The 15411-nt window shown below is 66.9% G+C and carries 17 protein-coding genes, 1 tRNA gene and 1 other RNA gene; 10 read left to right on the top strand and 9 right to left on the bottom strand.

Going from position 1 to position 15411, the window contains the following annotated elements; all coding sequences use genetic code 11:
- Positions 1–323: 323 nt before the first annotated feature.
- Complete coding sequence (locus ON34_RS01040; RefSeq protein WP_040772963.1) at positions 324–1034, bottom strand: DUF8020 domain-containing protein; 711 nt, start codon at positions 1032–1034, stop codon at positions 324–326.
- 125 nt (positions 1035–1159) lie between these two features.
- Positions 1160–1735, bottom strand: coding sequence for an HhH-GPD-type base excision DNA repair protein (locus ON34_RS01035; protein WP_040772842.1), 576 nt, complete (start codon positions 1733–1735; stop codon positions 1160–1162).
- 218 nt (positions 1736–1953) lie between these two features.
- On the opposite strand from ON34_RS01035, the gene ON34_RS01030 reads away from it, so the two are divergent.
- Together ON34_RS01030 and ON34_RS01025 are read left to right on the top strand one after the other, a co-directional pair.
- On the top strand, positions 1954–2760 hold the full coding sequence (locus tag ON34_RS01030) for a methyltransferase domain-containing protein (RefSeq protein ID WP_040772840.1): 807 nt from the start codon (positions 1954–1956) through the stop codon (positions 2758–2760).
- A 9-nt stretch (positions 2761–2769) separates the two neighbouring features.
- A complete protein-coding gene (locus ON34_RS01025) occupies positions 2770–3210 on the top strand; it encodes an SRPBCC family protein (protein WP_040772838.1) in 441 nt (146 codons plus the stop codon).
- A gap of 340 nt (positions 3211–3550) precedes the next feature.
- Here ON34_RS01025 and ON34_RS01020 read toward each other — a convergent pair whose 3' ends face one another.
- Entirely contained in the window at positions 3551–4840 is a 1290-nt protein-coding gene (locus ON34_RS01020) for an aspartate aminotransferase type Ic (protein ID WP_040772836.1), read from the bottom strand.
- Between the two features lie 181 nt (positions 4841–5021).
- Positions 5022–5116, bottom strand: an RNA gene (gene ffs, locus ON34_RS34125) — signal recognition particle sRNA small type.
- Positions 5117–5244: 128 nt separating this feature from the next.
- Between ffs and ON34_RS01015 the strand changes: the two genes are divergently transcribed.
- A tRNA-Ser gene (locus tag ON34_RS01015) sits at positions 5245–5332 on the top strand.
- 131 nt (positions 5333–5463) lie between these two features.
- Here ON34_RS01015 and ON34_RS01010 read toward each other — a convergent pair.
- The 3 genes from ON34_RS01010 to ON34_RS00995 form a co-directional block, all read right to left on the bottom strand.
- A complete protein-coding gene (locus ON34_RS01010; protein ID WP_040772834.1) occupies positions 5464–5754 on the bottom strand; it encodes a Clp protease N-terminal domain-containing protein in 291 nt (96 codons plus the stop codon).
- A 273-nt stretch (positions 5755–6027) separates the two neighbouring features.
- Positions 6028–6291, bottom strand: a complete 264-nt coding sequence (locus ON34_RS01000; RefSeq protein ID WP_040772830.1) for a hypothetical protein — start codon at positions 6289–6291, stop codon at positions 6028–6030.
- Positions 6292–6532: 241 nt separating this feature from the next.
- The gene (locus tag ON34_RS00995) at positions 6533–6712 is read right to left on the bottom strand and encodes a hypothetical protein (RefSeq protein ID WP_040772828.1); all 180 of its coding nucleotides are present in this window, start codon (positions 6710–6712) and stop codon (positions 6533–6535) included.
- A gap of 166 nt (positions 6713–6878) precedes the next feature.
- On the opposite strand from ON34_RS00995, the gene ON34_RS00985 reads away from it, so the two are divergent.
- From ON34_RS00985 to ON34_RS00970, 4 genes are all read left to right on the top strand, one after another.
- Complete coding sequence (locus ON34_RS00985) at positions 6879–8108, top strand: helix-turn-helix domain-containing protein (protein ID WP_083889064.1); 1230 nt, start codon at positions 6879–6881, stop codon at positions 8106–8108.
- 37 nt (positions 8109–8145) lie between these two features.
- Positions 8146–8676 carry a flavoprotein gene (locus ON34_RS00980; protein ID WP_083889063.1) on the top strand — a complete coding sequence of 177 codons (531 nt, stop codon included), beginning with the start codon at positions 8146–8148 and terminating at the stop codon, positions 8674–8676.
- Between the two features lie 88 nt (positions 8677–8764).
- Positions 8765–9241, top strand: a complete 477-nt coding sequence (locus ON34_RS00975; protein ID WP_040772823.1) for a hypothetical protein — start codon at positions 8765–8767, stop codon at positions 9239–9241.
- Between the two features lie 114 nt (positions 9242–9355).
- Entirely contained in the window at positions 9356–9994 is a 639-nt protein-coding gene (locus ON34_RS00970; protein WP_040772821.1) for a hypothetical protein, read from the top strand.
- A 28-nt stretch (positions 9995–10022) separates the two neighbouring features.
- Here ON34_RS00970 and ON34_RS00965 read toward each other — a convergent pair whose 3' ends face one another.
- Positions 10023–11408 (bottom strand): WS/DGAT domain-containing protein, encoded by a 1386-nt coding sequence (locus ON34_RS00965; RefSeq protein WP_157172136.1) that lies wholly within the window; start codon positions 11406–11408, stop codon positions 10023–10025.
- 168 nt (positions 11409–11576) lie between these two features.
- On the opposite strand from ON34_RS00965, the gene qcrB reads away from it, so the two are divergent.
- A complete protein-coding gene (gene qcrB / locus ON34_RS00960) occupies positions 11577–13217 on the top strand; it encodes a cytochrome bc1 complex cytochrome b subunit (RefSeq protein WP_040772817.1) in 1641 nt (546 codons plus the stop codon).
- A 101-nt stretch (positions 13218–13318) separates the two neighbouring features.
- Here qcrB and ON34_RS00955 read toward each other — a convergent pair whose 3' ends face one another.
- Positions 13319–13528, bottom strand: coding sequence for a DUF397 domain-containing protein (locus tag ON34_RS00955; protein ID WP_040772815.1), 210 nt, complete (start codon positions 13526–13528; stop codon positions 13319–13321).
- A gap of 425 nt (positions 13529–13953) precedes the next feature.
- Between ON34_RS00955 and ON34_RS00950 the strand changes: the two genes are divergently transcribed.
- Together ON34_RS00950 and gluQRS are read left to right on the top strand one after the other, a co-directional pair.
- Positions 13954–14436, top strand: coding sequence for a DUF309 domain-containing protein (locus tag ON34_RS00950; RefSeq protein ID WP_040772813.1), 483 nt, complete (start codon positions 13954–13956; stop codon positions 14434–14436).
- A gap of 56 nt (positions 14437–14492) precedes the next feature.
- Positions 14493–15410, top strand: coding sequence for a tRNA glutamyl-Q(34) synthetase GluQRS (gene gluQRS / locus ON34_RS00945; RefSeq protein ID WP_040772811.1), 918 nt, complete (start codon positions 14493–14495; stop codon positions 15408–15410).
- Position 15411 lies beyond the last annotated feature (1 nt).

Raw genomic sequence — 15411 nt, 5'->3', positions numbered from 1 at the left:
GTCCCGTTATCCAACGGGACATGCCTACATGGGCGGCGAGGCAGCAAATGAGCAGGAAAAAGGGCTCAGCTGCAGCAAGAAAGGCGACACAGTTCGCGCGTCAAAGGCAGCCGCAGGCCCAGCGCGGCGGTCACGTAAGTGACCCGCGGGAGGTTCCATCGGCTGGCAGACATGTCATTAAAATTAACACCGATATCCGCGACGCACCAACCCCCGACGCGCCGTTGTGCGCACCCGCACATTGTTTCCCCAGGTCGTGCGGGCACGAAAAAGACCCCGGCCCACCGAGAGGCCCTCGGGGCGGGGTCTTTTCGCGCGACGGATTACTTCGGCGCGACGAACGGCTGATTGATCGTCGTGAAGTATTGGATCGCGGCGCCGATCGCCACCGGAGCGGTGATCAGGATCTGGCCCGCGAGGGTGCCGAGCGCACCGACCGCGATGATGCCGCCGAGGCAGCCGATCGCGGCGGCCGGGATGAACGCGCCGAACAGGCCGACGATCGCCGCGGAGGCGACGGTCGCGCCCGCGATGCCGCCGAGCACGCAACCGACGGCGCCGCCCGCGAGCCCGCCGACGAGCGTGCCGATGGTCGCGCCCGCGCTGATCGTGCTGGTCAGACGGGTCCAGGCGGCGACCTCACGGTCGTACTCGGTCTTCCACGGCGCCTTGTCCTCATACGGCAGCGCGACCGGCTTGTAGACCGCGTGCTCCCGGTCGAAGATCGGGGTCAGGGTGGCGCTGCGGCCGGAAACCTGCGCGGCGATCGGGAATTCGAAATCGTCGAGCTGAAACCGCAGCGGTGTCGCCGCGACCACGGTACCGTTGGATGCCTTGACCTTGAACACCTCGTCCTCGACGACCAGGGAACCTGCGTCGGTTTCGATGATCGACTGGGTATCGGTGGCGTGCGCGGTGAAATTGATCGCGCTCTCAGCACTTTCCTCCGCCGGCGCGGCACCGGCCGTCCCCGCGGCCACTCCGGTCGCCACGGTCACCAGCGCCGCGAGCACGGCGAGCTTCCTCATCCTCATGTCCTGCAATCCCTCATCTCGGGTGGAGCTGTTCCAGCCGAAAGCATCGGGCAGAAACTCCGGACAAACGAGGGAAAAACGCAGGAAGATTTCAAATAGGCAACCTGCGAGTTACGGCAACGACGCTAGGTCGTTTTGGCGGCCGCTTTCGCCTGCTTCTTGAATTCCCGCACTTGTGCGAGGGATTCGGCGTCGGTCACGTCGGCAACCGAGCGGCGCGAGCCCTCCTCGCCGTATGCGCCCGCCGCCGCGCGCCACCCCTCGGGCCGCACGCCACGCTGCTTGCCGAGCAGCGCGAGGAAGATCTTGGCTTTCTGCTCGCCGTACCCGGGCAGGTCCTTCAGGCGGCGCAGCACCTCCTTGCCGTCCGGGTCGCTCGCGGTCCAGATGTTCTCGGCCTTGCCGTCGTAGTGCTCGATGACGTAGCGGGCCAGTTCCTGGGCGCGCCGGGCCATGGAACGGCCGTAGCGGTGGATGGCGGGCGGCGTCGCGGCGAGGTCCTCGAACTCCTGCGGGTCGGCCTCGGCGATGCGATGGATGTCGAACCCGCCCATCCGGTCGGCGATCTTCTTCGGGCCGCGGAACGCGTGCTCCATCGGGTACTGCTGGTCCAGGAGCATCCCGAGCAGCGTGGCGAAGTGATCTTCGGCCAGCAGCTTGTCCGCCTCGGCGTCCTGCGCCAGGCACAGCGCGCGACTCATCGGTTACCTCCTGCTCGGTGTACTCCGGACCGGTTCGATCATCCCACCGGTGCCGACGCTGCGGGAACGCCCGGTTCGTCGACGATACGCACGCGAGTGACTCTGGTCACATGGCCTACGCGCGGGTAGACGACACGCCGCGTAGGCTCCAGGCCATGCCTCAGATGACGGCGACACCGACAGACACGACGGCAACGGCCAGGGATGGACACGGGCCCATGAACACCTACGGATTGCGCCCAGACCGGTTCGACCGAGCAGGTCAGGACCAACTTGTCGACGTGCGCGACCTGCAGGCCGCGCTACCCGGTATCCGCCGCCTGCGCAGCTGGGCGCATGAAGCGCTCGCGCTGCGGCCCGGCGAACACGCCGTGGACATCGGCTCCGGCACCGGCACGGAGGTCATCGCCTTCGCCGAAACCGTGGGCCCGGACGGCAGCGCGGTCGGCGTCGAACCCGACCCGCACCTGCTCGCTTCCGCGGAACGCCGGGCCGCCGAGGCGGGCTCGACGGCCAGGTTCCACTCCGGGGACGCCTACGGCGTGCCGTTCGGCTCGGACAGCTTCGACGCCGTGCTGTGCGAGCGCGTCTTCCAGCACCTGACCGCCCCCGCCCGCGCGGCCAACGAGATCGCGCGCGTGCTGCGGCCCGGCGGACGCGTCGTGGTGGTGGACAGCGACTGGGGCACGGCGATCATGCACCCCGGCGACCGGCGGGTCGTGCGCGAGGTGATCGACACGCTCGTGTCGGCGACCACCAACCCGCTGTCCGGCCGCCGCATCCCCGGCCTGCTCACCAAGGCCGGTCTGGTGGTCGACGACGTCGGCTCGCAAGCCCTGGTGCAGGACCGCAGCGTCGGCGCCGGTTCGCTGGTCACCAGGATCTCGGCGATGGCCGTCGCCCGCGGCGCGATCACCGAGGCGGAGCGCGATCAACTGCTCACCGACCTGGAGGCGGGCGCGGCCAGCGGCGACATCCACCTCTCGGTCACCATGTTCGCCGTCCTCGCCCACAAACCACACTGAACCGGCCCGATGGCCGTCGACGTCCTGACCGAAGTCGAGATCGACCGCTCACGCGAGCTGGTCGCGGCCTTCGCGGGCGACCCGGCCCACGCTCCCGCCTGGTACTCGCGCATCCGCAGTGCCACCTGGCAGACGGAGCCGCCGCTGCGGGTCGGCGCGCGGATCGCGTTCGTCGCCCACTTCCTGGGGCGGCGGCTGACCTACACCTATGAGGTCGTGGACTACGTGCCCGGCGAGCGGCTGGTGATGCGCACCTCGGAGGGCCCGTTCCCAATGGCGACGACCTACACCTGGGCGGACACCCCGTCGGGCGGCACCCGCATGACGCTGCGCAACCGCGGCGAGCCCAGCGGGTTGGGGAAACTCGCCGCGCCCCTGCTCGAGGCGGCGATCCGCCGGGCGAACCGCGCCGACCTCGCGCAACTCAAGTCGCTCCTGGAGACCGGATAAGCGGCTGCTTCGCCGTCGCGCGGCCCGGCTCGACGGACTTACCCGACAGGACCGTTCTGCGGCTGCCACTCTGCCCGGCGCGGGGCTGCGCACGGCCGCGTCCCGCGGCGGCTGCCTTGCCCTCGCGGGAGCCCGACGCGAGGTTGTGGATAAACCACGCCCCACTGCGCCCGCTCTTCGGTCCCTCAGCCCGCCGCGGGGCTGCGGACATACATCGCCCGGCTGCGCTCTCCAGGCACCCTCCGGCCGGGGTGGCGGGGAGAGACTCTGCGGGCTGCGCGGAGAATGCGAACGCCCGGCACGAAGTCCGTGCCGGGCGCGATCGCGTGTTCGGTCTGGATTACTTGCCGAGCAGCTTCTCGGTGGCCGCGAGCAGCACGCAGGTGGCCAGGCCGTCCATCGCCTTCTCCAGCTCGGGGAGCTTCGGGAAACTGGGAGCGATGCGGATGTTCTTGTCTTCCGGATCATTCCGGTACGGGAAGGCGGAGCCCGCCGCGGTCAGCGCGATGCCCGCGTCCTTGGCGAGCGCGATCACCCGTGCCGCGGTGCCTTCGAGCACGTCCAGGCTGATGAAGTAGCCGCCCTTCGGCTCGGTCCAGGACGCCACCTTGGACGCGCCGAGGCGGTCCTCCAGGATCTTCAGCACCAGCGCGAACTTCGGCTCCAGAATGGCGCGGTGTTTCTGCATGTGCGCGCGCACCCCGTCGGCGTCCTGGAAGAAACGCAGGTGACGCAACTGGTTGATCTTGTCCGGGCCGATGCTCTTCTTCGACGCATGGCTCAGGTACCAGTCCAGATTGGCCGTCGAACCGCCGATGAAACTCACGCCAGCGCCGGCGAAGGTGATCTTCGAGGTGGAGGCGAACACCAACGGACGGTTCGGGTTTCCGGCCGCGGCGGCCATGCCGAGCACGTCGAGGACCGGGGCAGCGGTATCGGTGAGCGGGTGCACCGCATAGGCGTTGTCCCAGAACAGCCGGAAGTCCGGCGCCGCGGCGGGCATCGAGACAAGCTCGCGGACAACGTCTTCGGAGAACGTGACACCGGTCGGGTTGGAGTAGTTCGGCACCGCCCACAGACCCTTGATCTGCGGGTCGTTCGCCAGCATTTCGGCGATGGCGTGGACGTCCGGGCCGTCGTGGCGCATCGGGATCGGAATCATCTCGAAGCCGAGCGCCTCGGTGATGGCGAAGTGCCGGTCGTAGCCGGGGGCGGGACACAGGAACTTCAGCGTGTCCTCGGCGGCCCAGCGACGCTCGGAGTCGTTGGTGCCGTACAGCATCGCGTAGGTGATCACGTCGTGCATCAGCTCGAGGCTGGCGTTGTTGCCCGCGAGCAGGTTGTCCACCGGGACGTTGAGCAGCTCGCCGAAGATCGCCCGCAGTTCCGGGAGGCCGTGCAGGCCACCGTAGTTACGGCAATCGGTGCCGGTGCCGTCGCGGTAATCCCCCTCGCCGGGCAGTTCGAGCAGCGCGGCGGACAGGTCGAGTTGTTCCGGAGAAGGTTTCCCCCGGGTCAGGTCCAGCGTCAGCTTCTCGGTCTTGAGCGTCGCGTAGTTCGCGGTCTGGGTGTCGTGCTCGTGCACGAGTTCCTCATGGCTCATCAAACCGATCTGCGTTTGCCGGGGCATCCTGGGCAGCCTTTCAAGCAGCGAAGGGACGATGGGTTGGCCGGACCGATGTGCGGCGGCGGCCGAACATGGTGTCCGTGCAGACGCACGTGCATCCGCGGACGGTGTTCACGTTACCCGTGCGTTGCCCGGAATTGGAGGCGTTATCCGACGGCGGACCACCTGTCCGCGCGAGCCCTCTGAAAGGGGACCCCGCGCACCCGGCAGAGCCCGTTGACCCTTGCTGCCTTCCGGCCCTGGGGGGGTTCACAGGATGCGCGCCGCGCGGGATCCGTCGGCCAGTGTAGCCGCTCCTACCCACAGGTCCATCCCCCGGGGTCCACTACCCCGCCCCACCAGGCACTTCGCCCCATTCTCCGCCCCTATTTGGCGACCAGCCCGGCCCTACCGGTATGCTGCTCCACGGAGGATTCGCCTAGTGGCCTATGGCGCTCGCCTGGAACGCGGGTTGGGTTAACGCCCTCAGGGGTTCAAATCCCCTATCCTCCGCCACAACGGCCCGGGTCAGAAGCTTTTCCCGCTTCCAACCCGGGCCGTTCTGCGTAACAAGTACCTCCCCTAGAAACCCGTTGCGCGGCCCGCTGACGACGGGATGGCAGAGAGCCGCTGACCGAATGACCTGGCTAGCCATCGACCGACCGAATTACGGTCGTGCCGTCCAGGCTGCGCACCCGGTACTCGCCCGGGCCGGGGACCGGGGCATCGATGATTTGCGCCAACCGGCGGATCAGTTCGGCGGGATCGACGCCCATCCGATCGCGCAGCTCAACGGTCGAGATTGCGTCGGGGTCGGAGAAGGCAGCGATCAAGACGTGCTCGACACCGACCCATCCGTCGCCGCGGTCGCGCGCGAGCCGTTCGGCGTCGGCGAGCAGCTGCTCGTACATGGGCGTGTGGACGATCGGCTCCGCCATTATCCAGTCTCCCATCTACGAGACGAGTACCTCGGTCCAGTCATTTGCGTGCGCAGTAGCTGAGGCGGCATCCGAAATGCCGGGGCCACTGCTGGGTGGCCTGCTCGACCGTGAGCGGTCGGATCGGAGACTCGTGGCTGAGCCGGTCGTCGATCTCGCTGACACGCGGTCCGCTCGGCGGTCCACCGGTCAGCATCCCTGCGACGAGAAGGACGACTGCGAATATGGCAACCCATGCCGCGGCCATGATCATCGCTAGTACTGCGGTGAGCATCATCGCTGGTGGCCCCGTGGGTAGTCGCGTATGCACGGCTGCCCGTCGATCACCTCGGTGACGAGGTCGGTCCACTGGGTAGCGAGGTATCCGACCGTCGACCAAGCTGCATGCATGGTTTCCTCGGGCACGTCGGTGTGGACCAGCAGGAACTCGGCCGCGACGTAGGCCGACGCGAGGGCGTCCGCTGTCGGGCCGACGAGTTCGGCGCGGCCGTGGACCGGCTGTATGTGGTTGCTGACCCACTGGTTGATCAGCGCCACGAGATCGGCACGGCGGCAATCGACTCAGTGGTACGTGCTGGGTTGATGCGGCGACTGCGGTGTAGATGCGCGAGGCTTTGCGCCCATCGGGTGATCAGGTGGTCGCCCGGGTTGTGGCCGACCGTGCCGCGGAATGCGGCGCAGAGCTGATGCCAGTCCGGTATCCCCTGACCCCTCTTCATATGTTCGGCAGTTATTCCGCTGTGCCGAGAGTCATTGGTCGCGTTCATGTTCCGATCGGCTATCCCTGAGACCCGAAGGAGTAGGCCATGGCCGCGAGGTATGGCAGGCATCGGTCGCCATGGGCGGCGTGCTCGGCGAGGATGAATCGGGCGCGGTCCAGATCGAGATCGGTGGGCTCGGCCGCGCAATCGCGGTACCGCGCGGCCCACAGGTCCCGAGTGTCCTGCGAAATATGCATGGCAGCTTCCTGGTAGGCGTTCGAATGCACACCGACACCGGACCGACCTGCGAGACCTGGCGCATTGTGCTGCTCATCAGGTTTGCGCCTTCGGCAGCTGAAACTGTTCCGCTGCGGGACAATCACCAACGTCGGGCTTTCACGTGCCGCTGAGGGGAATGTGCACATGAGCGAGCTTCAGTACGGGGATGGTCGATTCATCGGACAGCAGATACGTGCCATTCGCCGTCGCCGTGGGTGGTCGCAGCAGTTGCTGGCCGATCGAGTCGGTGTGAGTAGAGGCGCGATCGCCAAGTACGAGACTGGCGATCGTCCAATTGATTCCCGTCGCTTGCTGTACGCATTGTCTGATGCGCTCGGTGTCCGGGTTGGTGACCTCACAGGTCACCCAGCTGACGAGACCGACCCAGCGGCGGTGTCGTTCCACGCCGCGGTCGCCGACATCGAGACTGCGCTGTGGGCTGCCGGGAACGTGACACCAACTGGGCCACCGATGACCCTGGACGAACTTGCCTATGCGGGACAGCGGGTGAGCACCGCACTCATCGAATGGGACTTCGCCGTATTGAGCTCGATGCTTGGTCCGCTACTGACCGAAAGCTTCCGCCATACGATGGATGACACTGGCGCGGACGCAGATCGGGCATGGAATCTTCTGGCGGGGCTCGCTTCCGACGCCGCTATCGCGTTGCGTGTGCGCGGGTACACCGCGCAGGCATGGACGGCGACGCAGATCGTTGAGGAGGCCGCTCGAAATACCGGTGATGCTGCCACTGACGCCGCTGCGGCATTCGCGCGCAGCCAGGTCTTGTTATCGCGGCCCGGTTCAGTGGATGCAGCATTGACATGCGCGACGCGCGCAATCGACCGGCTGGAGGAGCAAGCCCGTACGCTCGGAGAACTGGAGACGTTCGGAATGCTGCACCTGCAGAGCGCTCTTGCGGCCGCCGCAGCAGGCAAGGAAGCGGAAACCTACTTCGACGCCGCAGACGAGGTGGCGGGGCGGCTTGCCGGTGCGCAGCCAGGTTGGTCGATTCTCCGCAATCCAACCTTCGGCACGGACAACGTGATGGTGTGGCGGATGTCGGTAGCGTTGGAGCAACGCGATCCGGTCCGGGTTCTCGAAGTTGCCGCCGAGCTGCCGCCCGGTGCTATCGCCGCGGCGAGCAGGCGAGCACAGTACTTCGTCGAACTGGGCCGCGCGCACGCCCTCTGTCACGACTACCCGGCGGCTCTGAATGCCCTGCTGCGCGCCGAACACATCGCGCCACAGAATGTACGGTCGATGGCCGTCGTGCGCGAACTGGTCGGGCACATGATGCGCGCCGCGCGCCGTTCGATGACGACCGGTGACCTGGGTCGGCTCGCAAAGCGGGTCGGTGCTGTTCCTGCCTAGCCGACGCAGGGACAGAGGAAGCTGACACGATGGCGGTATGAACGATCAGCGAAGCCCCGTCCTGTACGTGATCGTGACCGGCGCGACGCCAGCGAACGAGGTCGGCGAGCTCGTCGCATACGCCCAAGCCGACGGCTGGGACGTATGCGTGATCGCATCCCCCAACGGCTACCGATTCATCGACGCCGATGCGCTGGCAGCCCTGACCGGGCATCCGGTGCGGTCCCAGTTCAAGGAGCCCGGCACGCTCGATGTGCTGCCACCGCCCGACGCGGTAATTGCCGCGCCGATCACAGCGAATTCGTTGGCGAAATGGTCACTGGGAATCGCCGATACACTGCCGGTGGGGATGCTGGTCGAGGCCGTGGGTCGCGGACTTCCAGTGGTGGCCGTGCCATACGCGAAGCCGGAGCTTTTGCGTTTCCCGGCGTTGCGAGATGCCGTTGGGAAGCTGTCCGAGTGGGGCGTCACGGTGGTCGACAGCGGTGACGCCGAGCCGGACACAGTCGGTTGGGGCACCGCCTGGAAGGCGCTGCTGGCACACCCCGCCCTGAGCAGCGGGAAATGACGGATCGTCCACGTCAACGCGCGCGGACCGCCGACCTCCAGGAATGGATGCATCCACTCATCGCCGCCACCACATAGGAGCAATCGGTATGCGAATCGGTGTCACAGGGCATATGAACATCACCGAGGCGACAGCGCCATTGGTCTACAAGGCGGTGCGCGCGCTACTCGACGAGCACGACCCGAGCAGCCTGGTCGGCGTCAGCTGCCTCGCGCGCGGCGCGGATTCCGTGTTCGCGCAAGCGGTGCTCGACGCGGGCGGTCAGCTCGAGGTGGTGCTGCCGTCACGGAACTACCGTGAAACGAAGGTGAAGCCGGACCACGCCGAGTCGTTCGACGACCTGATCAGCCGGGCTGCGCAGGTGCGGGTGATGGAATTCGATAACGCGGGCCGGGAAGCGTACGAGGCGGCGAACGATGCCGTGGTGGGGTCGGTGGATCGGCTCGTGGCGGTGTGGGACGGCGAGGACGGACAGAAGGCCGGCACCGCGAGCGTGGTGGAACTCGCGCGTGAACGTGGCGTGCCGGTCGATGTCGTGTGGCCGGAAGGTGCCGCACGGGGCTGACGACTGGTGGTTCCGTTGCCGACCTCGGTGGACCGGGAAGGCTCGGTGCCGCAGCGATTCGGAATCGTGCGATCAAGACTGTGCGACTTCCGATTACGATGCGATGATCTCCCCGTGACTCAGTGGCTTCCACTCTTCGGTTCCCTCGTCGTCGCCCTTGCGGCATTGGTCGGTGTGCTGGTCAACAACCGCACGAACCGTGCGGCGGTCACCGCCGCGGACGAGCGGAACCGGGTCACGCTCGATGCCGCGCAACGGAATGTGGAGTTGACGAACGCGGCGGCGGATCGCCGGGAACACGACAGGTGGAGGCGGGAATCCGTGCTGGCCTCGGTGTCTTCCGTGCTGGCGATCTCCAGCGAGGTCCGTCAGCGGTTGATGCACTGTGACCGGTGGGCGGACGACGAGCTGGACCAGGTGGGTGAGGAACTGCGCCAAACCATCTCCGGGTCGGTCGGTTTCATCAGCAGCCTGCGCGTCGTGGCGCATCGCAAGCTGCCCAATCGCTGCGAAGATCTGATGCGCACGCTCGGCGCGGCGCTGAACATCACCCTGCAGCGGCGGGGGATCGAACTCGACGGCGAGGCCACCGGCGAGGAGATCTCCGAAATCCAGGCGCTGTGGTCGCGGGCGATCGAGAACACGGTCGAGGAGGAGCGCTCGGTGATCAGCGCGACGCGGATCGAACTCGAGATCAAGGTCTCCAGTGAACTCGCGCAGGCCACGTCGGTACCGGCCCTCGCCCGAGCCTGATCCTCGCGGGCGGAGGCAGGCTCGTCACTCACAGTGCGGCGATGACTTCTTTCACGCCGGAGCGGAGCAGGTCGGCGTAGGCGTCGACATCGGGGACGACCGCGGAGTCCGCGTGCACGGAAACGGTGACGGTGTCGCCGAGGCCGTGCACGCCATGGGTGAGGTGCATGACGGAGCCCAGAGCCGGGAAGCCCGCGGTGAACCGGACGGGGCCGCCGCCGAAGACCAGGTCGGCGGGGCCGCGGTGGACGCTGGAGACGACGGTGTGGCCCGCGATCGAGTCCGGGACGGTGTCGATCGGATAGCGGTCGACGTCGCGGCGCAGCAAGGGGGCGGGGATGGTCGCGGTGACCCGGTCCTGGGCGGACAAGAGTGGGTGCTGAGCGCGCAGGCGTCGCTCGGCGAGCGCGGCGGCGATCTTGTCGGCGCGCAGACGCAGATCCGGCTCGTCGGTGAACAGGTCGACGCCCAGGCTGCGGTAATTGTTGCGCGGGCGGATGCCACGCCTGGGCGACGACTCCGGCAGCGCGCTCGGCACCTGCGCGCCCAGCCGTCGCATGGGCTCCTCATCGTCGGCCAGGTAGCGAGCGAGCGCCAACGACACCGCGGTCAGGACGACAACGGTGACGGTGCGACCGGGCACCCGCAGGTCTCCGGCCGGGAACACGAGCATCCGGACCGCATGCCGCGAAATCCCCTCGGGCCTGGACCGATTCACCAGGCTGGCCGGGAAACCCGCTCCCGGTGGGGGAAGCTCGCCCCTCTCGGTCAACTCTGCGAGTCGCTGCTGCGCCCGAAAGGCTTGGTAACCCCGCACCGCGGTCGACGCGAGCCGAACAGGCATACGCAGCAGTCCCAGGACCGAATCGGCCAGTACACCGCCACCTCCCGGCATCAACCCCGCTCGATGACCGCCCCGAAACGCGGCATCCTCGTCCACCGCGGACTCGCTGAACAACGCGCGCGCGATCGCCGAGGCGCGTCGTCCGTCGGCGAGCGCATGCGACATCTGCAGCACCGCAACCAGGGCGGGCCCGTTCCCCGGCCCCGGTGCGTCGACGATCCCGCGGAACACATGCAACCGCCACGGACGCACGGCCGCGTCCACTCCGGTGCCGAGCACATCGCCGAGCGCGTCCAGCAACCGCGACCAATAATGCTCCGCCAGTTGGTGTTCCACGAATTGCTCGGCGGCGAATTCACCGGGCGTCCAGGACGGGTAATCGATGTCCGCGGGCAGTTCGCGCAGGCGCACCCGCAGGTCTGCGATCCGTTCGCTACGTTCGGCGACGGCGGCGCGCAGTTCTTCGGTCGATTGTCCAGAATCCGCGAAGCAATACAGCAGAAACAGATCGTTGCGCGTGCGTCGGGACAACCAGTACATCGTCGCGTCCTGCGGTGCCATCGCGCTCACCAGTAAAACGATATCGACTCGGACGCGTCCACTTCCGGCAAGCCCGAAGTAAATGTGAATGATCTTGTTCCACAACCGGGCGGGAAACCCCATCGATTCCGCCGCCAAGCTCTGCTACCGTCTGTAGTAGGAACAGATACCACTCTCACCCAGGGCGGGGTGTCGGCCATGGCTACAGATCTAGCTCGCGCGATCGCTACGCAAGCCCATGAGGCGGACGAGCGGTATAAGGCCGCGGCGTTCGTGAAGCGGTCGATCAACAAGGTCTTCCCGACGCATTGGTCGTTCCTGCTCGGTGAGATCGCGCTCTACAGCTTCATCATCCTGCTGCTGTCGGGTGTGTATCTGACATTGTTCTTCGACCCCTCCATGACGGAGGTCGTCTACGACGGTTCCTACCAGCCCCTACGCGGCGTAACGATGTCGCGGGCCTACGAGACGGCGCTCAACATCTCCTTCGAGGTGCGCGGCGGTCTGTTCGTCCGCCAGGTGCACCATTGGGCGGCGCTGCTGTTCGCGGCGTCGATCATCGTGCACTTGTTCCGGATCTTCTTCACCGGCGCCTTCCGCAAGCCGAGGGAAGCGAACTGGGTCATGGGCTCGCTGCTGCTGATCCTGGCGATGTTCGAGGGCTTCTTCGGCTACTCGCTGCCCGATGACCTGCTGTCGGGCACCGGCCTGCGGGCCGCGTTCTCGGGCATCACGATTTCCATCCCGATCATCGGCACCTGGATGCACTGGCTGATGTTCGGTGGCGATGTCCCCGGCGACATCATCATCCCGCGCCTGTACATCGCGCACGTGCTGCTATTTCCGGGGATCATCCTGGCGCTGATCGCCGCACACATCGCATTGGTGTGGTACCAGAAGCACACCCAGTTCCCCGGCCCGGGCCGCACCGAGAACAACGTGGTGGGCGCCCGCATCGTGCCGGTGTTCGCCGCGGATCAAGGCGCGTTCTTCGCCTTCACCCTCGGCACCGTGGGCCTCATGGGCGGGCTGTTGCAGATCAACCCGATCTGGAACCTGGGCCCGTACAACCCCTCGCAGGTGTCGGCGGGATCGCAGCCGGACTTCTACATGATGTGGACCGACGGCATGGCGCGGTTGATGCCGCCGTGGGAGCTGTATCTGGGCCGCTACACCGTGCCCGCGGTGTTCTGGGTCGCGGTGATCATGACTTTGGTGTTCGTCCTGCTCATCGCCTACCCGTGGATCGAGAAACGCCTGACCGGCGACCGAGCCGCGCACCACAACCTGCTGCAACGCCCGCGTGACGTGCCGGTCCGCACCGCGATCGGCGCGATGGCGATCGCGTTCTACGTGGTGCTGACCCTGTCCTGCGTCAACGACATCATCGCCTACAAGTTCGACATCTCGCTGAACGCGACGACCTGGGTGGGCCGGATCGGGCTTCTACTCGGACCGCCATTGGCCTACTTCCTCGCCTACCGCATCTGCCTCGGCTTGCAGCGCAGCGACCGCGCGGTGCTGGAGCACGGTGTGGAGACCGGTGTGATCAAGCGCTTGCCGCACGGTGAGTACATCGAGATCCACCAGCCGCTCGGCCCGGTGGACGAGCACGGTCACCCGATTCCGCTGGCGTATCAGGGCGCTCCGGTCCCGAAGAAGATGAGCAAGCTGGGCGCGGCAGGCAAGCCGGGCACCGGCAGCTTCCTGCGCGCGGACCCGCGCCAGGAGAGCGAGCAGCACTTCGCGACCGAACACGAAGAGGAACGCAAACAACTCGCCGTGCTACGCAGGATCCAGGAGCGGGTGAACGGCCGCGGAAACGGATCCGCCCATTGATGATCGGACGGCGCCGGAAATCGTCCACGGAAAACCGCGAAGGCCCCGAGTCCATGCGACCCGGGGCCCGCTTTGCCTGGCTCAGGCTGCTCCAGTGCGGTTTATCCGCGCCGGAACTCCCCCGCCGAGACCCCCACTAGGAACGCATCCCACTCGCTCGGCACGAAGGCCAAGACCGGGCCCCGTCCGTTGTCCTTGGTGTCACGAACCGCGACATTGCCATCCCCGAGGAAAGCGACTTCTACGCAGTTCCCATCCGGGCCGCTGTATGTGCTCTTGCGCCACACAGCGCCCGCCAAATCAACTTCCACGGCACTAGCTCCTTTGCTGCGTCGAGAGCGAGATAGATTTCTCCTGACATTGTTCCAGCTAGCCTCGGAACTCGGCTGAAAGCCGAATCCCGCAGTGCGCCCTTGGTAGAGCGCACTTTCCCGGTGCGTTGATATCGCACGTGGAGTTCGAGAGGAAATTAACCTCGCGCGGGGCCTGTCCCCGCGGGCCCACACTAGCAGGTCCATCGAAAGTTTGCCCGTCTCTTGCCTATTCAATCATCGCAGCCACACAGGTTTGCGAAGGAAGAGGTTTGCGGAAACATTGCCAGGCGCTGGCAGCCATTCTTCGCACTGGCGTACCACAATGTTTTTAGCGGATGTGATTGCTCTGTTATCGGCCGACAATTCGGCGACCGCCCGGGCCCGCGTCGACGGCTCCGCCGCGGCCGTGCATGATGGAACCTATGGTCGAACGCGATCGCGACGACGCAGGTCGCGCCCGTAACGCCCGGCCGCGCGACCGCCTCGGGCGCCCACTGCCGCCGGGCAGCACCGGAGTCCCCCGAATTCCGGATGATCTAGATCTGCCACCCCAGCAAACCTTGACCTTCGCCCAGCAACTGCTGGACAACGGACTAGCTTTCAACGCACATGAGGTTTTAGAGGCCGCATGGAAGAACGGACCGTTCGCCGAGCGGATGCTGTGGCAGGCCCTGGCGCAGTTCGCTGTCGGTCTGACCCACATACAACGGGGAAATCCCAAGGGGGCGCGTACACTCCTCGCCCGCGCGGTGTCCCGTTTGACCGCCTATAGTCCGGAAAAAGATAGCGTGCCCTACGGTATCGACCTCGCCGGACTGATCGCCCACGCGGGATCTCTGCTCGCCGCGCTCGATGCCGGTGAAGAACTGTCCGAGGCCGACCTGAGGCCGCGTCTGCGCGGCTGATCGCCGCGCTCCTACGATGGCAGGAATGCGCATCTCCTCGTTCACCAGCGGAGCCCGTGGCTGAGCCGGGCGCGGGCCGGTACGCGCCGAGCCCGTCCGGTGACCTGCACCTGGGCAATCTCCGCACGGCGCTGCTCGCCTGGGCGTTCGCCCGCTCCACCGGCCGCCGCTTCGTGCTCAGGATCGATGACCTGGATCGGGTGCGCCCCGGCGCCGAGCGGCGGCAACTGGACGACCTCGCCGCGATCGGCGTGGACTGGGACGGCCCCGTGGTGCGCCAATCCGAACGGCTGCCGGATTACGACGCGGCCATCGAACGCCTCACCGCCGCCGGACTGACCTACGAATGTTTTTGCACGCGAAAAGAAATCCAGAAGGCAGCGACAGCGCCGCACGGGCCGATGGGCGCCTATCCCGGCACCTGCCGCGAACTGAGCGCGGCGGAACGCACCCGCCTGCGCGCCGAGGGCCGCCCTGCCGCGCTGCGCCTGCGCGCGACGGCCACCGAGTTCGAGGTGCACGACGACCTGCACGGCCGCTACCGCGGCCCGGTCGACGACGTGGTGCTGCGCCGCGGCGACGGTGTCCCGGCCTACAACCTCGCGGTGGTGGTGGACGACGCGGCACAGGGCGTCGACCAGGTGGTGCGCGGCGACGATCTGCTGCCGTCGACACCGCGACAGGCATACCTCGCGACCCTGCTCGGTCTTCCGGTGCCGCGCTATGCCCATGTGCCGCTGGTGCTCAACCCGGAGGGACGGCGGCTGGCGAAACGGGATGGCGCCGTGACGCTTACCGACCGGCGGGCGCTCGGCAACACACCCGGCGATGTCGTCGCGGCACTCGCCGCTTCGCTCGGCTACACCGCGAGCTCGTCCGCCGAGCTACTCACGCATTTCGACCCGCTATTACTGCCCCGCGAACCGTGGACACTCGATGTGAATGGGTTGTTGCAACACAGCGGATGTCCGTAAC

This window comes from Nocardia pneumoniae NBRC 100136 (genome assembly GCF_000308755.1).
Classification (GTDB): domain Bacteria; phylum Actinomycetota; class Actinomycetes; order Mycobacteriales; family Mycobacteriaceae; genus Nocardia; species Nocardia pneumoniae.
The sequence above is the reverse complement of the archived record's forward strand: the minus strand, read 5'-3'. Positions and strand labels throughout refer to the sequence as shown.

What these genes read in the sequence shown, in the direction of transcription:
- ON34_RS01030 (WP_040772840.1), top strand. Translation starts at nt 1,954, where the DNA reads ATGAACACCTACGGATTGCGCCCAGACCGGTTCGACCGAGCAGGTCAG.
- ON34_RS01025 (WP_040772838.1), top strand. Translation starts at nt 2,770, where the DNA reads ATGGCCGTCGACGTCCTGACCGAAGTCGAGATCGACCGCTCACGCGAG.
- ON34_RS01035 (WP_040772842.1), bottom strand. Translation starts at nt 1,735, where the DNA reads ATGAGTCGCGCGCTGTGCCTGGCGCAGGACGCCGAGGCGGACAAGCTG.
- ON34_RS01020 (WP_040772836.1), bottom strand. Translation starts at nt 4,840, where the DNA reads ATGCCCCGGCAAACGCAGATCGGTTTGATGAGCCATGAGGAACTCGTG.
- ON34_RS00995 (WP_040772828.1), bottom strand. Translation starts at nt 6,712, where the DNA reads ATGCATATTTCGCAGGACACTCGGGACCTGTGGGCCGCGCGGTACCGC.
- ON34_RS01010 (WP_040772834.1), bottom strand. Translation starts at nt 5,754, where the DNA reads ATGGCGGAGCCGATCGTCCACACGCCCATGTACGAGCAGCTGCTCGCC.
- ON34_RS01040 (WP_040772963.1), bottom strand. Translation starts at nt 1,034, where the DNA reads ATGAGGATGAGGAAGCTCGCCGTGCTCGCGGCGCTGGTGACCGTGGCG.
- ON34_RS00950 (WP_040772813.1), top strand. Translation starts at nt 13,954, where the DNA reads ATGGTCGAACGCGATCGCGACGACGCAGGTCGCGCCCGTAACGCCCGG.
- qcrB (WP_040772817.1), top strand. Translation starts at nt 11,577, where the DNA reads ATGGCTACAGATCTAGCTCGCGCGATCGCTACGCAAGCCCATGAGGCG.
- ON34_RS00975 (WP_040772823.1), top strand. Translation starts at nt 8,765, where the DNA reads ATGCGAATCGGTGTCACAGGGCATATGAACATCACCGAGGCGACAGCG.
- ON34_RS00980 (WP_083889063.1), top strand. Translation starts at nt 8,146, where the DNA reads ATGAACGATCAGCGAAGCCCCGTCCTGTACGTGATCGTGACCGGCGCG.
- ON34_RS00985 (WP_083889064.1), top strand. Translation starts at nt 6,879, where the DNA reads ATGAGCGAGCTTCAGTACGGGGATGGTCGATTCATCGGACAGCAGATA.